Origin of the sequence: Pseudoalteromonas sp. McH1-7 (genome assembly GCF_013366255.1) — a bacterium.
In the GTDB taxonomy this organism is placed as follows: domain Bacteria; phylum Pseudomonadota; class Gammaproteobacteria; order Enterobacterales; family Alteromonadaceae; genus Pseudoalteromonas; species Pseudoalteromonas peptidolytica.
The window spans coordinates 16,696-35,482 of the sequence record NZ_JABWPQ010000012.1; the positions used below are offsets into that span (position 1 = coordinate 16,696).

Below are 18,787 nucleotides of genomic sequence, written 5' to 3' on the forward strand. Positions count from 1 at the left end.
GGTGTGCCAGTCGCTTGGCTACGTCTGTGGTATCTATCAAGCGAACTCGTAATATAAAAAATCATAAGGATAAGATGATGTTCGAAGCTCTACTTTCTGTGGGAATTACAACTGCGGTGTTGCTTGGCTCACCAGGGCCTGCGCCGCTAGCACTTGCGGCAGCTGGCGCCAGCCAAGGTGTGAAAAATGGTTTCCCGTTCTTAGCTGGTATTTTAGCGGGATTGTTAGTAGCAGTGATTTGTGCGGCTACGGGAGTGGCTGGATTGCTGGTAAGTCAGCCTCAGGTGACGCTCGTGCTAAAGTGGCTTGCAGCGGCCTACTTAATTTACGTCGCCTATAAAATTGCAGCAAACAACTCGGCGCTTGGTAAAACTGGCGCACAGCTACCTAGCTTTAAAGATGGGTTTATTTTAAACCTCCTTAACCCCAAAGCTTACGCGGCTTGTATCGCTATTTTTGCAACTGCTTCAGTGCCTGCAAGTTCAAATCTAGTTGCTACTTTGCTTGCTGCCAGTATTTGCTATGTGGTGGCGATAGTGGTCGACACAATGTGGCTGGCATTAGGTGGTGTGATTTTTAAAACATTGAAAGATGAGACCGTGCTAAAGCGTGTTCGATATGGTTTTTCATTAACGTTAGTACTGCTGGTACTGTATGGGTTATTTTTTGCGTAGAAAGTATTAATACTCATATGACATGATTCAAACATGGAATAACAACTGGCGCGCCCAAGCTGTTATTCCTTATTGTGCTAAATGGAATCGTGTTCAGCACGCCTGCACAGGTTAGTCAAAGGTAAGCACAACTCTTCCGTTAATCTCGCTGTTAAGCATATCATCGAATATATCATTGATTTGCTCAAGTGGTTTGGTTTCAATAATGGCCTTTACTTTGCCCTCAGCGGCAAACTGTAAGCATTCAGTGAGATCTTGACGGGTACCCACGATACTACCAACTACACTGATACCTTTAAGTACAGTATCAAAAATCGGGATTGGCATTTCTTCAGGTGGTAAGCCAACTAAAACGCATGTACCTCCACGCTTTACGCTGTTAAATGATGTCGTAAAGGCTGGCTTTGAGACCGCGGTACAAATTACGGCTTGGACGCCGCCAAGTTGCTTTTGCATCTTTTGTGCGGGGTCATGGTGTTGAAAGTCGATACATAAATCAGCGCCAAGCTCCTTTGCAAGCGCTAACTTTGATTCACCGGTGTCCACTGCAACCACATTTAGCCCCATGGCTTTGGCATATTGCACAGCTAAGTGACCGAGGCCACCAACACCAATAATAGCCACCCACTCTCCCGGTTTGGCTTGTGATACTTTTAACGCTTTATAGGTAGTGACACCCGCACAAAACAATGGCGCAGCATCAACAAACGATAGGCCTGCTGGAATTTTTATGACGTAGTTTGCGTCAGCTTTGCAAAATTGAGCATATCCGCCATCCACAGAGTAACCACTATTTAGTTGATCTGGACATAAGTTTTCATCGCCTTTGAGGCAGTGCTCGCAGTGACCACAGGCACTATGCAGCCAAGGTATGCCGACTCTATCTCCAATGGCCAGATGTTTGACATCGTCAGCTTTTGCGATAATCGTACCAACACCCTCATGACCGGGTACTAGTGGTAATTTTGGTTTTACCGGCCAATCACCGTGACACGCATGTAAGTCTGTATGGCAGACACCGCAGGCGGCAATTTCTACAATGACCGACCCTTGGGTGAGCTCAGGCTTTTCAACTTCTTGAATTTCTAGTGGCTGTTTAAATTGATGCACTAACGCAGCTTTCATCATGTTGCTCCTTGATTGGGTGGCTAAATATAGTTAATCTGAGTTGCTGACAATACCAATTTAAATCCCAAAACAGTATGTTGTGTAACTTTCTGCAAGCCTCAGAGTACTCAGTTTAACAGCAGTTGCAGCGCCATCATTGATCATAAACAAAAACAGAGTTGATCTAAAAAACAATATAAGAAAAGGGTCAAAGATACTGTAAAGTAGTGTTTTAGTGCTTTAATAATGTATCTGAGCGTACTTCAAGGAAAACAATGGAACTTCAAGAATTTAAGCGGGATTTGCTGAATAGCATTTTTGCCGCGAACAAACATACTGCAAATTTAAGTGTGTTATTTCAAGCATTCACTCAAGTTCTAGGTGAACTGACAGGCATTGAAACTGAGTTTGATATGAATGATTGGAGTAATGTGAACACCGAGTTTGGCGTTGCAATTTCCCCTGTGCAAGCAGCTAAGTGCACTCAAGAACAATTGCGAAGCCTTGTCTTTATGCAGGGGGTAAAAGCTGCGATAGAAGACAAGCTAAACCAAGGCTTATCTGAAGTACGTATTTTATACGCAGGTACAGGCCCCTATGCAACCTTGCTTGTTCCTTTACTCGCTATGCTCCCCGACTTACCAGTTCGAGCAACATTACTCGACATACATAAAGAGAATGTTTCAGCAGTACAGCAACTTATTGATAAGCTGGATGTTGTACATTGCATTGATGAAGTGGTGTGCACCGATGCACTAAAATGGCAGCCAAGAGATGCAGAGAAATTCGATATTATTATTTCGGAAACGATGACGGCCCTCCTAAAAAGGGAGCCACAAGTATGGATCTTTAAGCATTTATTCCCATATTTGCAAGAAGATGGCGTGTTGATCCCCGAGTCGATAGCGCTTTTTGCCACATTAAAAAGAAGCGATGCTGAGGTTCAAGTCGGTGAGTTTTTTAATTTGCAGCGCGCAACCGTTAAAAAATTAAGTGAAGGAGATAGCTCGGTATTGACTGGAACGTTAACGATCCCTGAGGAGTATGAGCCAGGCGACGGCTTTAAGTTGAATACGCATATTACTGTGTATAAAGAGCACATGCTCGGTGAGCATGAGAGTAGTCTTAACGTTCCTTTTACTATTCCATGTGAAGCTACGAATTTATCAGTTGGTGCAGAAGTGAAGTACCAGTACTGTAATAACAGCTCACCTGAGTTCATATTTGATTTCCCCAAACCTCCCAAGTTTATACAAACTCAACAGATAGCTCCTTTAGACGAAAAGAGTGCGCTGGGATTGGTTGGGCTCTTAAGCATGTTTCAACACTCGCAACTAAAAAAACATAGGAAATCCATAGAAATGCCTGAAGCAGTTTGGGTGTGTCTGCAAACGCTGTGTGATGAGCTTAATATATCGCTTCAAAACTACCTAGCAACGCTTTATCAATCAGCGAGCATTGATACACTTGAAGCTTGGTTGGTGACGCAAGATACGAGATTGAACAATGCGGATTTTATCAATGATCTGAATGCGAAATTGCTTAAGTAATGGTTATATTCACGGCTCAATGACGGTGGCACAGGTTTGATGTGCCTCGTCGTGTCAAGAGGAAATAAGAGAAGTTAACTAACTATCCTAAATTCAGGCTAAAGAAGATGATAAAGCTAGTACCAAGTAAGTTTGTAGAATTGGCAATTTTATGTGAAATGGAAAGCGCGCAGGAAAATACAGAGTTTATTTTGAGTAGTACACTAACGGCTCATCAACAATTGTTTATTGAGCCTAATGTCTATTATTTGAATATACAGGACGGAGATGAGATAGTTGGTTTTATACTTTTGGCTGCTGAACCAGATAAAAATAGCGTCGAATTTCGCCGTATTGTTGTTAGCAAAAAAGGAATGGGTATTGGGCAAAAAGCGCTGCAGCTGATGGAAGCGTATGTATTAGTTGAATTACAGATGGTACGTATTTGGTTGGATGTGTTTGCCAAAAATAAGCGAGCATTACACATTTATCAAAAACAAGGGTACAGTCAATTTGATTCACTACAACACAATAATAAAACTTTACTATTATTAGAAAAGGATCTTGTCAAATAGTACACTCGAGGTATCGATTTTAGGGATGTTTTAGGAACCTTTGATGGCAAATTTAAATGATTACTTTATCCACTCCCCTTGCGTAAGGCAGTGCTGTTTGGACGATAACGATGTGTGTGTTGGCTGTTTTAGGACACTGCAAGAAATCACCAGCTGGAGTCGCTTTAGCGAAGACGAAAAGCGAGAAGTCATTGTTAACTGCACAAAGCGAATGCACACATCAGAAACTAAAACACACCACCCGTCTAAGCGCTAACCATACTATTGCAAAAAAGTGAACGAAGTAGTAAATGATAACAGCTGCTAAAGAACAAGTTATACCAATTTTCTTAATTAAGTGGTCTATTTTGAGGCGAGAAAATCTTGTCGATAACCCCGCTACCGCGTCCTGCTATCGCCGAGGCACCTACGTCCTGTAGGCAAGGCAAAAATTTTGCTATTTAGTTGTTCTAAATAAGAAATTTTTAACGCTGTTAGCGTCAGATTTACTCCTTCAAATTGAGCAAGTATTAAGCCAAATAGGTATTATTATCCCTAGTTTAGGTTAATGCTCAAGCTTTCCGAGTAATTTCAAGCATTGCTCGTCAGTTACACCACCAAACATTTTTGAATTACAGCACTGGTGCTCCGGATTTTTGCTTCCCGCTTTTTGAACTGTTCCAGTTTCGAGACAGGTTGTTTAATTACTGTGTCTCACTTTCGACACACCTGCTATCTTATTTTCTACTGAAATAGTTTATCGTATTGATTACTAATGAAAAAAATAATGGCCTGAAACTTGATTTATATCCTGTATTCTTAAAGAGGAGTACAGAGTATGGATATAAAACTAGCAAAAACTCAGCGCTTACCAATGACTAAACTGGTGTTGCTGGTTATTGCGCTACTTGTCGGGGGCTTGGTCGTTTTCACCAAAGCATATACGCAAAGCGCATCGAATGTGGTTTTTCAAGATGAATTAATCGTCGCCAAAGTGCAGCAAGGAGAGTTTAAGCTGAGTGTGAAGGGGCTTGGTAGTTTAGTACTAGAGAAACGCCACTTGGTAACTAGTATCAGCGGAGGGAAAGTGGTTGAGGTCTTGGTAAAGCCTGGAGAAATGGTCACACAAGGGATGATAATTGCGCGACTAGAAAACCCTGCTTTACATCAAACATTGACTCAAAAACAAAGCTTGCTGAGCAAAACGGTAGCACAACACGAAGCTGAACTGGCTGAATTGAAAGCGAAAGTACAGCAAGCAAAAACGGCTCACTACGACGCTTTGTTGGCCTATAAAGCTGAAAAAGCCCAGTGGCAAGCACAAAAAACCTTGATAGACAAAGGGAACAGTACCATTTCCATGCTTGACCATCAGCGCAGCGAATTTGCAATGCAGCGCAGTCAAAAACAAGTTGAATTACAACAAACCAGCGTCGCTACTCAGCAAGCTGTGTTGCAAGCGAAAATGACCGCGCAGCAGGCCGAGCAAGCCAGTTTATATTCTGAAATTAAGCTGCTTAAAGAGAACATTACTGCGCTTAAAGTGCGTGCGCCCATTACAGGTCAAATTCAAGATGTATTTATTGAATTAGGCATGCAGCTAGCTAGCACCAGCTCAGTAGCTGAGGTCGCTGATCCCCGCTTACTAGTCGCTAAAATTAATGTCGCTGAATTAGATGCACCACAGGTACAGGTTGGGCAACAAGCGACGATAGACACCTACACTTCTCGTTTTGGTGCTGTTGTTAATCGTGTTTCTCCAAAGGTGGTAAATGGTCAAGTGGAGGTGGAGCTAAGCGTCACAAATACATTGCCAAGAGAAGCCAGAGACAAGCTCAATATTGAAGGCGTAATTGTGACCAGTCATCAATCAAACGCTACTTTTGTTGCCATGCCTGCCAATGCCGTGGCAAATAATCAAGCCAGTGTCTTTGTTGTTGATAAACATTTGGCGACGAAAAAAACAGTTAAATTTGGTCAGCGTTCGGTAAACTATATAGAAGTGCTTGAAGGCCTTAATAAAAATCAGACTATCATCATTTCCGATATGGAAAAATACACTCAAGATAGCCAAGTGCTAGTGCGTTAACAGGACATCATTATGAACTCAGTTATTCAACTCAACAACATCGAAAAGCGATTTCAAACAGACGAAATTGCAACGCAAGCGCTAGATGGTATTAATCTCGTAGTAGAGCCCGGCGAGTTTGTGGCTATAACGGGACCGTCAGGGTGCGGCAAGTCAACGTTACTGTCAATTTTGGGCTTGATTGATGAGCCAAGTAACGGCGAGTACTTTATCAGTGGTAACCAAGCGTTTAATTTAAACTCGGACGAGCGTGCTCATATTCGTGCCAATCATATCGGTTTTATTTTTCAGGCCTTTAATCTTATCAGTGATTTAAACGTGCTCGAAAATGTCATGTTACCGTTGACTTATATCGGCGGCATTAGCCAAAAAGAAATGGAGCAAAAAGCCAAAGATGCGCTGTCGATGGTGGGATTAGAAAACCGCATCAATCATTTTCCTTCTCAGCTGTCAGGCGGACAGCAACAGCGTGTTGCGGTTGCAAGAGCCTTGATTAATTCACCAGATTTGATCCTTGCGGACGAGCCGACCGGTAATTTGGACTCACACAATGCACAGCAAGTGTTAGGGTTATTAAGCGAGCTTCATGCTGCTGGCAAAACGATTTGTATGGTAACGCATGATATCGAATCTACGACTTACGCTAGCCGTGTTATCTCTATGCTAGATGGCACAATTTTAAGAGACAAAAAGCAGCTTGAGCGCGCAAGCAAAGTCGTTGGAGCTTAGTATGGGATTACTTCTAGACTTTCGTTATGCACTGAGAAATATCGCCAAATCAATGCGCTTCACGTTATTGATGATGTTTATCATGGTTGGTAGTTTGACCATATCTTTGATTGGTTTTAATTATATTTATACGGTGGCATTTTCACATAGCCAAGTGGGCAGTGGCAGCCCAGAAATCAGGATCTTTAAGGTTCGTAACCCTATCAGCATGCAAAATCGCTTTGAATACAGCATGCTGCCACAACTACGAGAACTTGATGAAGTTAAACAACTTGAGGAGTGGCTTTATATTGCGCCAGCGAGTGTTTGGGTAAGTGACGCTGAACGAGGCAGTCATTATCGAGGCTCCTATGTTGATGAACGCTTTTTTCAGTTTCTGGATATTAAACCAGCACTTGGGCGATTTTATACTGCTGATGACTTTGTGGGAGCTGCCCAAAATGTGGTCGTGATTTCAGACTATCTCTGGTTGCATCTATTTCAAGGTAGCAAAGATGTTATAGGGCGCACGATGGTCGTTGACCAAAAGCCTTACGAGATAATCGGTGTGATGCCCAAACACAATAACTTCCCGATATTTTCTAAACTTTGGCTGCCTCTTAAGGGCAATAACACTGCACCGGCTGATGTCATCGATATTATTTATAAGATGCCAAATAAGACGATAGAGGCAAAGCTTGAGCAGCGTTTAAGTTTATTCTTCACTGATTATGCAAAGCAGCGCGTTAGTCAGTCAGCGCTTGAGGTAGATAAAGCTGTTCGTGTTGAATCTATGACCTTGGTGGAATACAACACCGATGGTGAAGCGGTATTTATATTTACCTTGTTTATGGCTGGTATCGTACTTATTTTGCTTATTTCCTCAATTAACATTGGTAACTTACTTTTTGCCAAAATCATTGAGAGACAAAAAGAGTCGGCTATTCGGGCCGCGATTGGCGCGAAAAAATTAAGGGTGGTTCAGCAGCATGCTTGCGAGGGCTTGGTCTACTGCGTTAGCAGTTGGGTTGTGGCGCTATTATTAACAGACCTCGGTTTGCGAGCGCTGAACTTTTTTATGAATATGATGTTTGGTGGCAAAATGCCGTACTGGTGGTATTGGCAGCTAAATGCAGTCACCATCTTGGTGTCACTACTGCTGATAAGCTTGGTATTTGCTATTGCAGTGCTGTTACCTGCGGTGAAAACCGCTAATTTTAATATCAATGATGTACTGCGAGACGGCACACGAGGTGCAACCGGAAAACAAGCGGGATTGATGTCAAAACGCCTACTGTCTTTGCAGGTGATCTTAGTGAGCTTTATGCTGATGGCATCGAGCACCATAGGCTATGTGATGTATTCTATGGCGGGAAATATTGACGGCGAAGCTCTCAAAGGGGTGTACTCAACTGAGTTGCAATTTCAAACAGAAAGCGAGTTTTCGAGTGATAAATCGGTCGAAATGGCAAGCGCATTAGTCGTGGGAATGACATTGGATCCTGCATTTAAAGAAGGGCGCGTGTATCAACGTGAGATGGAGCTTGATGTGCTAACAAGCGAGGGCGAAGTGTATACCGATAAAATCATAAATATTGAAGCGGTATCTCATCTGTTTAAGCGCGAGTTGCAAAGCGGTAGGAACTTCACAGCACAAGACAACACAGAAGCTGCGCCCGTCGTGATCATTAGCCAGTCTCTCGCAGAGGCTCTGTTCGGCAGTGGGGAAGTATTGGGTCGCTCACTGATGTTACGTGATGCAAAATGGCCAAGCGCTAAAATAGTTGGTATTGCTGTGGATGAAATGAACGTTGTTGCCAGCGATCGTCGTCATGAAGTCTATTTTAGTTTTCATCAATATGCGCCAAAGGAAAATGCAATGGCGGTTAAGTTCATTACTGAGTTGCCGCCAAGCCAAAGTTACGAAGCCTTCTATCGCGTGTTAAGTAGGCTCTCAAGCAAGCTCGAAACCAGCTATATCTTTGATCACTACGACAACCACCGTTCTATGATGGGGGCTTTCACTAGCATCATTTATGTGTTTTTGATTGTCGGTGGGTTTGCATTGACGCTTTCTTTAATTGGTATTTACGCCATGGGGTTAAGTACGATAAATAAGTCTGGACATGAAATAGGTATTCGCCGTACTTTAGGGGCAAAAGATGGTCAGATCATGTTGTTATTTATCAAGAAAAACCTTGCCCATACCTTAACTGGCTTGATGATTTCTGCATTAATTTTCTATATCTTGTGTTATCTTGCGGTAGACTTTTTCCGTGGTGTTGTGCCATTCAGCGTAATGTTCGGCGCAGGTACAGTGACTTTGTTGCTGGTATTTGCGGCGGTGTGCTTTGCGTTATACGTGCCGGTGAAGCGCTGCATAAAAGTCCAACCTGCGGTTAGCTTAAGAATGGAATAATAATGTGAAAAAGGTGCTCATAGTAGATGATTCGCTTGATATTCAAGCGAGTCTGAAGTTTTTACTTGAAGATGAAGGCTATACTTGCCATGGCGTCGTAACACCAGATGCAGCGTTTGATTATGTGAGTACGCAAGAAGTAGACTTGGTGTTATTGGATATGAACTTTACCCAAGATACGACCAGTGGTAAAGAAGGCCTTGCGGCAATCTACCAATTGATGCAAATCGACCCACTTTTACCGATAGTAGTGATGACTGGCTGGGCGACGTTAGATCTCGCTGTGAATGCCCTCAAGCAAGGTGCAGCGGATTTCATCGAAAAACCTTGGGACGATGAGCGCCTTGCTCACAGCATAAAAGTACACATTGAGAAGCGTGCTGACAGACAAGACTTAGTACGCCTTTCCGCTGAAAATGAACGCCTTAAAAAGACTCAGCGGTCAATTAACTTTGTTACACAAAGCGAACACAAACAGCGAGTGCTCGCGCAACTGACGCAGTTAGCGCAAAGTGAGATGAATATTTTGCTCACTGGTGAAAATGGCACGGGAAAGAGCTATTACGCGCAGTATATACATGAGCATTCTCGACGCGCAGATGGCAGTTTTATCTCAATTAATATGGGGGCAGTGAGCGATGAGCTGTTTAATTCTGAATTATTCGGGCACAAAAAAGGCGCGTTCACAGATGCCAAAGAAGATAGGGTTGGGGCATTTACGCTCGCGAGTAACGGCTCATTATTTTTAGATGAAATTGCTAACTTGTCACTACGCTCGCAAGCAAAGCTGTTACAGGTTTTAGAGGAGAGAAAATACACTGCTGTTGGTAGCCACAAAGTTTTGGAAAATACGGCCAGAATCATATCGGCGACTAATAGCAAACTTCATGATGCTATCGCCAATCAAGCGTTTCGCCAAGACCTCTACTACCGACTCAATACGGTTGAAGTAGAAATACCGCCGTTAAGATCATGTCCTGAAGATATTTTGCCACTAGCAGAACGCTTTTTATCCCAGTTTAGTCATAATTATAAAAAACCACTCGCGAGCTTAATGCCTTGTGCAGTCAAAGCGCTTAATCAATATGAGTTTTTGGGTAATGTAAGAGAATTAAAACACATGATGGAACGGGTTGTGTTCACGTGTGCAAACGCTAAAGTTTTTGCCAGTGACTTGGCACTCAATAGCGCCTCAGACCAGTCGCTTCACTCAACAACAAAAAGTACGTCAGTTATACCCGAGAATCACGATTTAACGCTGGATGAAATTGTAGAGCAGGCACTGTTTAGCCGCTTAGCGTTTCATGGTGGTAATGTTTCAAAAGCAGCCAAAAGTCTTGGTTTGTCTCGTAGTGCTTGGTATCGCAAAATGGATAAATACGAATAGGAGCCGGCTTAAGTGTTTTATCGATTTGGACATTGGCTACTCAATGCGTTACTACTTGTTATCGTAAATGTGCTGCTCATGATCCATCATTACCCAATAACATTGATTGTACTTGTTGATTTGATATTTATAGCGTGCGGTGTTTTATTGGCTTATCACTTTGGCTCAACGAGGCAGCATACCATAAATTTGATAGACACGTTGCTGATATCGCTCCGCCAAGGTGATTATGCCCTAAGGGCTGTACACGCAAAAGATAGACAATTGCATTCAACTGTTGAGCATGTAAATGCACTAGCACAAACTATGCAAGCTGATCAGCGGGCGCTTGCAGAGCACAGCGACCTGCTAAAGCAAATTATTGAAAAGATTGACTGTGCGCTCATTGTATTTGACAGTCAAAAAGTGGCATTTGCTAACAGCTACGCAGAGCGAACGTTTCTAGATTGCTATAAAGACGACGTATCTGGTTGGTTTCAATCATTACAAGCAGAGCGAAAACAAGGGAAAGTCTCTGTCATGCTAAGTGGTGTAGAACATGCTTTTTTACTCGAACATGATAGCTGCTACATCGCGAATAAGCCCCATACTTTACTGGTGCTAAAGCAACTCGATAGTATTTTATATCAACAAGAAAAGGATGCCTTACAGCGCTTTGTTCGTATTTTAAGCCATGAAATCAATAATACCTTGGCGCCAATTGGTACGGTAGCACGTAGCCTCACCAAACGCTTAAATGGAGATATTGATATTGATAGATTTAGCAGTGGACTTGCACTTATTAACGAGCGTGCCAGTTACCTTAAATCTTTTATGGGCAACTATGCCTCCCTTGCCAAACTGCCTCCTGCGCACAAGCAAATTGTCGCGCTCAATGAGTTTTGCGCTCAGCTACAAAGTATCTACCCGCAACTAAAGATAGAGAGCACAGCCGACCTGCTCGGTTTTTTTGATACGAGCCAAATAAAACAGGTACTTTGCCACCTTATTAATAACGCTCATGAAGCGTGCACGCCTTCGCCAGAAGTTACACTCAATATCACCGTAGGTGCTGATAAATTAGTGTTTTCGGTCACAGATACAGGCCCCGGTTTCTCTAACCTAAACGAAGCCGCGGAAGCATTTTATACCACCAAAGCCGATGGCAATGGCATAGGCTTGATGCTCTCTCGCATTATTATTGAAAACCACAGTGGACAGCTTAAACTGGGCAATAACCCAAGCGGTGGCGCAAAAGTCAGTTTTTGTGTAGAGCGGGGTGGAGATTGAGTGATAAGTCGAACCCCGAAGTTCAAAAACAGGAGCATGCGCCACGTTATTTCAACATGTTTGATAGTGCTTAGGGGAAGGTATTTACTATGTGTGCTTGGTGTTCTCAACAGGTATATTGATTAGCTAAATTTAGTATGACCTAAAATATATAAATCAGTTTAGAACTATTGATATAGTTGTGCTCAAGGGGGCAATGACAATAGATTTTATTAAATTAAATAACTTTAATAAAAGAGGCGATTAAAACTATTGGTAACCTTTTTTAAAGTGATGAAAAATAAAAAGCTCTTTAGAGAGAGTGTAACCAAAACAGGGTTTTGCTGCTTAGTACTAGCTTTAGCCCGAGAATATAGGCTATATAATTATGCTAATAAAGGAAAAAGATGGAATTTAAGAGTGGCATTATAATATGGGGTTTTATTGTTTTTTCCCCACTGGCACATGCTGACATCAGTTATATTGATAAAAATCATATATTGAATACGCTTACAGATAACATTGAGCAACAATATGTTGAAGTAAAAAAGATAGATAAAATTTCAGATGCTCTTACCGTGCTGAAAACAAGTTCTGAATTTACTAGCAGTCAGTCACAAGAACAATTTGCCTCGCTATTAACTGCAGAATTGCAAAAGTTTGACAAGCACTTTACTGTACAATGGCAAAACCCTAATAAAAGCCAGAATAATAAAACAAAGCGTGAACCCTGGTTTACCAAATTAAGTCGGAAAAATTCAGGCTTTAATCGAGTTGAAGTACTCGATGGCAATATAGGTTATGTTGACTTTTGGGGATTTGCTGAGTTATCGAAAAATTCAAAAAGTGTAGTAGAAAGTGTTATGGGGTTTGTATCAAATGCAGATGCCCTTATATTTGACCTTCGTAATAACGGGGGCGGCAGCGCTGAAATGGTGCAGTTTATTAGTAGTTATTTTTTAAAGCCAAACACCCACTTAAATAGCATTTATTCGCGCGTGACTGACTCTACCCGTGAATACCGTACTTTTGCTAATGTTAACGGTTCAATTCATCTGGACACTCCCATTTACATACTCACGAGTAGTGACACGTTTTCCGCAGCAGAGGAGTTTGCTTATAACTTAAAACACCTAGAGCGGGCTACATTGGTTGGGGAAAGAACGAAAGGTGGCGCAAATCCTTGGCAGTTTTATGAACTAGGAAGTGGCTTTAGAGCTGGTATTCCTATAGCGAAGGCCATTAATCCAAAAACGAAAACAAACTGGGAAGCGATTGGCGTTAAACCTCATATTGAAATACCACAGACTAACGCCCTAGATGTGGCGTATAAAATGGCGCTTAATGAAGTTAAAAAGTCAGTAAGTGATGAGCACCAAATCAAAGATATTAACGACAAGCTTGAGGAGTTATCAAATAGCTTACCACTCAAAGAAAAGTGAAAAAGCACCTTTTAATAATAACGCCAAGTTATACCCATTACGAATAGGATTTTATTACACTCAATGAAATCGTATTTATTTTGGTGTTTTAATAGCCTAAAAAACTCGTGTTTAGGCCAAAGGTACAACCATTGGTGTGTATCGATTTAGAGTGGGTGTCAGCTATCATCAGCTATTATCAATTATCAGTAACCCATTATGATATCTTAACGTTTTAGAGCAAACACTTGAGCTTTGGGGCTGGAGGTACACTAACCGAAGAGCAGTTCATGCGAAGTTACAAGCGCTTGAAGCGTTAATGTTAGAAATAATATCTACAAACAGAAATCAAACGGAGCTTAATTATAACCTTTATAGCGAATAGCACTTGATAGTTTTTTCTATAAAACCCTTTGTGAATGTTATATTTTCCGACATGTTCGCCTTTATTCAGCACGCTGGGAGAGAGAACTTTTATTCCCAGATAAATATGGAGTCAATCCTTGCAAGCGCAATATAAGTTTACAGTATTTGGTATATTAGCGGTATTGGTATGGAGTGCAGTACTGCATGTTATGCGTATCGTTAGTGAAGATTTTGGTGCAATTGGGGGGGCTACCTTAATCTATTCAGTGGCAGCGATATTTCTCGTGCTGTTTTTAGGCTTTCCAAAGATGAAAAGTTACCCAAAATCTTATGTGATTTTTGGCGGGGTGTTGTTTGTTGCATATGAACTTTGTTTGTCTTTATCTCTGGGCTTTGCAAACTCTAGAACACAGTCTGCCCAAGTCCTCATTGTAAACTATTTATGGCCACTATTTACCATCCTAGGCGCGATAATTAGCCGAAGTAACAGTGCGAACACTGTGCTTCTGTTTTGCGGTAGCATACTTGCTTTTACAGGTGTTTATATGGTGGTTTCGGGCGATACTAGTTTATCTATCGAGAGTTTAGTAAGCAGTATTGTAAGCAATCCCATGGCTTTTGGCCTTGCTTTTGGGGGCGCAATTATTTGGGCTGTCTATTGTAATCTCACCAAAATGTTGTCAAATGGTCAGAATGCAATTACTTTGTTCTTCATCTTTACAGCGATAACGCTATGGGTTAAATGGTGTTTAATTGAACAAAGCTTGCAATCTAACTTTTCGTTCTACAAAGTATGCTTGTTAGTCGTGGCTGGTGGTGGCATGGCTTTAGGCTACGCACTGTGGAACAAGGCTATAATTGGTGGCAATATGATCTTACTTGCTGTCATTTCTTATTTTACTCCAGTATTTTCCGGTATATTCGCCTCGTGGATATTAGACATTTCGCTAACAACAGGATTTTGGGTTGGGGTTATCGCAGTTACACTCGGTTCATTACTCTGTTGGCAGTCAACACGTACAAGCGTAAACAATAACAATGTAGCAGTGAGCGATGCTTGAGCAGTAGCCTTTTTATGAACTCGTTGACAAAACAACCATTGCGTCTGTTCACTTCAAGTTCTTACCCATTACGGAAAAACATTTGATACTATGGCTCCTATATAGGGTTAGCACGCAGTTAACCCTACACTTATCGAAAGCCCTAATGGAAAAGTTTAACGCTTTTACTGTAATAATCTTTGTGCTTCTTTGGACACTAATTTTTTACCGCAAACAATAAGGAAATGAGTATAAGTATGGAAGCAAAGATTGTTGATGGTTTATTTGTCCTAAAGGTTTTTGTATTCACTTTAGCTATGAGCATATTCTTTAGTGTACAAGCGCAAGCACAAGCACAAGCACAAGCACAAGCACAAGCACAGGTACAAGCACAGGTACAAGCTACCAAGCCGCATTCAGTAGTTGATGGTAATGAAATCTCAGACGTGAAGGGGAGGAGAACAAAGGAAGACTTCGAAGGCCTGAGAACCTATGTTGATGACTGGGTTGATAAAGCCATGGTGCAACACAACCTGCCAGGAGTTGCGGTTTCGATTGTCAAAGATGGGGAAATTATCTTGCTCAAGGGTTACGGGTTTGCCAATGTAGCAAGCCAAACCAAGGTTGATCCCAATGCAACTTTGTTTCGCATTGGCTCTATTACCAAAACAATGACGGCTCTTGCGGTAATGCAGCTGGTGGAACAGGGAAAGCTATCTCTGGATACTGATATCAATGAATACCTAAGCGAATTTAAAATACCAGATACTTTTGCGCCTATTACAATACGTGCCTTATTAAGTCATCGGGCGGGTTTTGAAGAAGCGGATGCTGGTCACTTATTCGTGGAAGACCCGTCACAAATTATTAGTATAGAGCAGTACCTCGCAACATATATGCCCAAAAGAGTTTGGCCGCCAGGTGTCAATGTATCCTATTCTAATTATGGCTTTGCTTTACTAGGCTATCTGGTCGAGTTGCAGTCGGGTATGGATTTGGCGACTTACATGGAGCAACATATTTTTTCTAAGTTGGGTATGGAAAATACAACATTACGAGAACCTGTAAACGCAAGAGCTGCCTTTACAGCAATGAAGTCCGACCTACAGCAGCAGCTTGCAGCAGGGTATTTTAAAGATAGAAAAGGGAATAATACTGCCAAGTCTTTTGAGTTTATTGGGCATGCAGGCGGTGCAGGGGCAGTTTCTACAACCGCCAATGATATGGCACATTATATGTCAGTGCTAATGAATGATAACAACCTTTTAGTTCAGCCAGTTACCCAAAAAGCAATGTCACATCGATTATACGATGATAGACCACTGGCAACAGGGATTGCCCATGGTATGTTTGATGGCAAGCTTAGAGGTTACAAGGTGCGCTATCATTCGGGGGCGACCCATACGTTTGCTGCCAATATGGTAATGTTCCCTGAAATTCAGTTAGGCATTTTCATTTCAACTAATGTATCGGGAAGAGGGGGACACGTTGTTGAGACCTTACCTACCGAAATACTTAACAAATACTATCGAAATAAGCCGATAAGCCAGACTAAAGTGTCGCGATCAAGTCCCCCTCTGCAAACAAATATATATGCACAAGTTTTAAAACAGCAAGTTAGCCAACCAAACCTTGAAGATTATACGGGAACATTTTTGAGTACTCGTCGTTCATATACCCAGTTAGAGAAGCTAGCTGCGTTGCATGCGTCGGTAAGCGTTACTATTGAAGAGCAACAAAGGTTAGTCATGATAGTGGCTGGAGGTAAAATAAAACTAAAACATCTTGAAGGAGACACCTTCCAAGCTGAATCTCAAAATACACCTACTTTTTACTTTTATCGCGATGATACAGGAAATATAGCGCGTTTTTCAGCGAGTATGTGGTCTGGCGATTATGAGCGGGTGGGCTTTTTGCAAAGTCCATTTTACTTCAATTTAGTGTTGGCAATTGCTTCTTTGCTATCGTTATTGACCTTGTTACTGTGTATTGTTCGAGTTCGTCAAGGCAAAAGGCTAGTGACATTCGAAAAGTTGGCATGCTGTAGCTCAACAATGATAATTGTGGCTACGGTGGGCTTTACATTAATGAATGTAGGCATTGTCTATGATGAATACAAATTTAACATAAATTTTCCGACAATTGAGGTAAAAATTCTGCTGTCTTTGGTGTTAGCAATTGTTTTAACGACCTTTATGAAAGTAATAAAGCTTCCATTGATGATAAGTATGAATGAGTTACACTGGCTTTTTAAAGTACATTATGTGATGTGTGCACTCAGTTATCTAAGCGTTATTCACGCGTTTTGGGTTTGGAACGCGGTAGGGTTTAATTACTTTGGCTAAATTTTAGCGTCGTGTTTTGCCACTCTGGGTTAGGACTACCCTAAGGAAGCTGTAATCATTACTTATGAATAAATGACCTGTTCTTTAAGGATAGTGAGTTATTGCATTACTGGGACAAATCTCAGGTTAAATATAATAAGGAATTGGACTTGATAGAGAAAAAACGGAATATAGTGATCGTTGGTGCAAGCCGAGGGATTGGATTAGCTGTTGCCGAATTTTACGCAGCAAAAGGAGATTGTATAATCTCGGTATCACGGACACGTTCAAGTGTAGGCCAGTGGATTGAGGCGGATATCTCAACACTTGAGGGTATTAGAAAAGTAATAGATGAGATATCAGATAAGGCAATTGATGCGCTTTTATATATGGGAGGGATCTGGGAGTCTTCAGCATTTACAGAAGAGTATGATTTTGAGAAAACCTCATTTACTGAAACTCAAAGTATAATAAATGTAAATCAGCTTGCTCCGATCGAGCTGGTAAAAGGGTTACTAGCAAACCTACGTAGAGCCAAAAATCCGCGAGCAATTTTTATGGGAGCAACTTCTGGCCTTGAGCTGTCGACGACCTCTGAAGTTGCATACTCTGCCTCTAAATTTGGGTTGCGTGGCGCAGTTCATTCCCTTCGAGTGGGGTATAAAAATGAAGGTATCGGTTTTACGACTGTTAACCCTGGCTATGTAGGGACAGATGAAGTGTTAAATGATATTGAGTCAGGAGAATCTATAGGTCTAATTCCGATACCGATGGAAGATATTATAAGAGCTGTAGATTTTGTGATGCAATCATCTAGAAATACAGATATCGGCGATATCGTGTTGACACAAAAATTTGGGCGTTAACCTGCTGTCAATCATTAGCATATTACTACACTGACATTGGGCCTAGAATCATTACTTAATCTATAGTTTGGAGTAGGAACGAGCTCGTCATTGCCTTTAAATCACATTTTCATTTTATTGGCATAATTGCACGAGATAGTTATGTCAAAATTACTCGAGAATTCAGCCGCTAACTTTGGCTAGAAAGTGTGAGGTGGGTTACATTTACAGCAATAAGGATATGAATATTATGTATAAGGTTGGTATTGTTTTGTTTGATGACTTCACCGATGTAGACTTCTTTCTGATGTACGACTTACTTGGTCGCACAGTGGATAGCTGGACGGTGAGTATACTGGGAACTAAGTCTGAACATCATTCTCACCTTGGCATAGAAGTCAAAACTGATGGACATATTTCAGAGGTGATAAATCAAGATGTGGTGCTTATCACTAGTGGTAAACGCGGTATTCCAGCAGTTTTGCAAGATACAGAGTTTATGTCAGCGTTGGATCTTAACCCAAACACACAGTTAATTGGCTCAATTTGTGCCGGTTCATTTGTTCTTCATGAACTTGGTTTGCTAAAAGGTAAGCCATTAACAACCAATCCTGATGCAAAAGCTGCGCTTGAAAGCATTGGAGGAGACGTTCAAGACCAACCTCTTGTAGTGCAAGGGAATATAGCAACTGCTGGTGGTTGTCTTTCACTGATGTATTTAATCGGTTGGCTGGCTGAGCGATTATTTGACTCAAACAAACGAAAAGCCCTACAAAACCAATTAATACCCGCTGGGCAGTCTGAGCTGTTTGAAACGCTCATTTCTAAAACCATTAAACAAGCAGAGCTGTAAAGCTCACATGGTAAATATAAGAGTGAATAAATAGCGACGGAGAGTAATACCAATTTGACTTAACACTTGCTCAATTTGAAGGAGTAAATCTGACGCTAACAGTGTTAAAAATTTCTTATTTAGAACAACTAAATAGCAAAATTTTTGCCTTGCCTACACGAATGTAGGTACTTTGGCGATAGCAGGACGCGGTAGCGGGGTTATCGACAAGATTTTCTCGCCT

At 41.5% G+C, this 18,787-nt stretch carries 15 protein-coding genes; 14 read left to right on the top strand and 1 reads right to left on the bottom strand.

What is annotated here, in order from left to right; genetic code table 11:
• The first annotated feature begins 74 nt into the window (after window positions 1-74).
• The gene (locus HUZ36_RS10085; protein WP_254879533.1) at window positions 75-674 is read left to right on the top strand and encodes a LysE family translocator; all 600 of its coding nucleotides are present in this window, start codon (window positions 75-77) and stop codon (window positions 672-674) included.
• 111 nt (window positions 675-785) lie between these two features.
• On the opposite strand, the gene adhP is transcribed toward HUZ36_RS10085, so the two are convergent.
• Window positions 786-1,799 (bottom strand): alcohol dehydrogenase AdhP, encoded by a 1,014-nt coding sequence (adhP, locus tag HUZ36_RS10090; RefSeq protein WP_128730200.1) that lies wholly within the window; start codon window positions 1,797-1,799, stop codon window positions 786-788.
• 257 nt (window positions 1,800-2,056) lie between these two features.
• Between adhP and HUZ36_RS10095 the strand changes: the two genes are divergently transcribed.
• The 13 genes from HUZ36_RS10095 (at window position 2,057) to HUZ36_RS10155 (ending at window position 18,564) form a co-directional block, all read left to right on the top strand.
• A complete protein-coding gene (locus HUZ36_RS10095) occupies window positions 2,057-3,331 on the top strand; it encodes a class I SAM-dependent methyltransferase (protein WP_176032749.1) in 1,275 nt (424 codons plus the stop codon).
• Window positions 3,332-3,438: 107 nt separating this feature from the next.
• The gene (locus HUZ36_RS10100) at window positions 3,439-3,885 is read left to right on the top strand and encodes a GNAT family N-acetyltransferase (protein ID WP_176032750.1); all 447 of its coding nucleotides are present in this window, start codon (window positions 3,439-3,441) and stop codon (window positions 3,883-3,885) included.
• Window positions 3,886-3,928: 43 nt separating this feature from the next.
• Complete coding sequence (locus tag HUZ36_RS10105; protein WP_176032751.1) at window positions 3,929-4,141, top strand: DUF1289 domain-containing protein; 213 nt, start codon at window positions 3,929-3,931, stop codon at window positions 4,139-4,141.
• A gap of 561 nt (window positions 4,142-4,702) precedes the next feature.
• Window positions 4,703-5,953: an efflux RND transporter periplasmic adaptor subunit gene (locus HUZ36_RS10110; protein WP_176032752.1), complete on the top strand. Its 1,251-nt coding sequence runs from the start codon at window positions 4,703-4,705 to the stop codon at window positions 5,951-5,953.
• A gap of 12 nt (window positions 5,954-5,965) precedes the next feature.
• Window positions 5,966-6,682, top strand: a complete 717-nt coding sequence (locus HUZ36_RS10115) for an ABC transporter ATP-binding protein (RefSeq protein WP_147391249.1) — start codon at window positions 5,966-5,968, stop codon at window positions 6,680-6,682.
• 1 nt (window position 6,683) lies between these two features.
• Window positions 6,684-9,080, top strand: a complete 2,397-nt coding sequence (locus HUZ36_RS10120) for an ABC transporter permease (RefSeq protein ID WP_176032753.1) — start codon at window positions 6,684-6,686, stop codon at window positions 9,078-9,080.
• 4 nt (window positions 9,081-9,084) lie between these two features.
• Window positions 9,085-10,467 (top strand): sigma-54-dependent transcriptional regulator, encoded by a 1,383-nt coding sequence (locus HUZ36_RS10125; RefSeq protein ID WP_176032754.1) that lies wholly within the window; start codon window positions 9,085-9,087, stop codon window positions 10,465-10,467.
• A 12-nt stretch (window positions 10,468-10,479) separates the two neighbouring features.
• Window positions 10,480-11,736: a sensor histidine kinase gene (locus tag HUZ36_RS10130; RefSeq protein WP_176032755.1), complete on the top strand. Its 1,257-nt coding sequence runs from the start codon at window positions 10,480-10,482 to the stop codon at window positions 11,734-11,736.
• 386 nt (window positions 11,737-12,122) lie between these two features.
• The gene (locus HUZ36_RS10135) at window positions 12,123-13,157 is read left to right on the top strand and encodes a S41 family peptidase (protein WP_176032756.1); all 1,035 of its coding nucleotides are present in this window, start codon (window positions 12,123-12,125) and stop codon (window positions 13,155-13,157) included.
• Between the two features lie 482 nt (window positions 13,158-13,639).
• Window positions 13,640-14,563: an aromatic amino acid DMT transporter YddG gene (gene yddG / locus HUZ36_RS10140; protein WP_176032757.1), complete on the top strand. Its 924-nt coding sequence runs from the start codon at window positions 13,640-13,642 to the stop codon at window positions 14,561-14,563.
• Between the two features lie 236 nt (window positions 14,564-14,799).
• Complete coding sequence (locus tag HUZ36_RS10145) at window positions 14,800-16,887, top strand: serine hydrolase domain-containing protein (protein ID WP_176032758.1); 2,088 nt, start codon at window positions 14,800-14,802, stop codon at window positions 16,885-16,887.
• Between the two features lie 149 nt (window positions 16,888-17,036).
• Window positions 17,037-17,732, top strand: a complete 696-nt coding sequence (locus tag HUZ36_RS10150; protein WP_208723430.1) for an SDR family NAD(P)-dependent oxidoreductase — start codon at window positions 17,037-17,039, stop codon at window positions 17,730-17,732.
• A 220-nt stretch (window positions 17,733-17,952) separates the two neighbouring features.
• Window positions 17,953-18,564: a DJ-1/PfpI family protein gene (locus tag HUZ36_RS10155; RefSeq protein WP_241651568.1), complete on the top strand. Its 612-nt coding sequence runs from the start codon at window positions 17,953-17,955 to the stop codon at window positions 18,562-18,564.
• Window positions 18,565-18,787: the final 223 nt, after the last annotated feature.

Bases quoted from the DNA above. Each gene is read 5' to 3' on its own strand.
- adhP (WP_128730200.1), bottom strand. From the start codon at position 1,799: ATGAAAGCTGCGTTAGTGCATCAATTTAAACAGCCACTAGAAATTCAA.
- HUZ36_RS10085 (WP_254879533.1), top strand. From the start codon at position 75: ATGATGTTCGAAGCTCTACTTTCTGTGGGAATTACAACTGCGGTGTTG.
- HUZ36_RS10110 (WP_176032752.1), top strand. From the start codon at position 4,703: ATGGATATAAAACTAGCAAAAACTCAGCGCTTACCAATGACTAAACTG.
- HUZ36_RS10095 (WP_176032749.1), top strand. From the start codon at position 2,057: ATGGAACTTCAAGAATTTAAGCGGGATTTGCTGAATAGCATTTTTGCC.
- HUZ36_RS10145 (WP_176032758.1), top strand. From the start codon at position 14,800: ATGGAAGCAAAGATTGTTGATGGTTTATTTGTCCTAAAGGTTTTTGTA.
- HUZ36_RS10100 (WP_176032750.1), top strand. From the start codon at position 3,439: ATGATAAAGCTAGTACCAAGTAAGTTTGTAGAATTGGCAATTTTATGT.
- HUZ36_RS10120 (WP_176032753.1), top strand. From the start codon at position 6,684: ATGGGATTACTTCTAGACTTTCGTTATGCACTGAGAAATATCGCCAAA.
- HUZ36_RS10115 (WP_147391249.1), top strand. From the start codon at position 5,966: ATGAACTCAGTTATTCAACTCAACAACATCGAAAAGCGATTTCAAACA.
- HUZ36_RS10105 (WP_176032751.1), top strand. From the start codon at position 3,929: ATGGCAAATTTAAATGATTACTTTATCCACTCCCCTTGCGTAAGGCAG.
- HUZ36_RS10155 (WP_241651568.1), top strand. From the start codon at position 17,953: ATGAATATTATGTATAAGGTTGGTATTGTTTTGTTTGATGACTTCACC.
- HUZ36_RS10135 (WP_176032756.1), top strand. From the start codon at position 12,123: ATGGAATTTAAGAGTGGCATTATAATATGGGGTTTTATTGTTTTTTCC.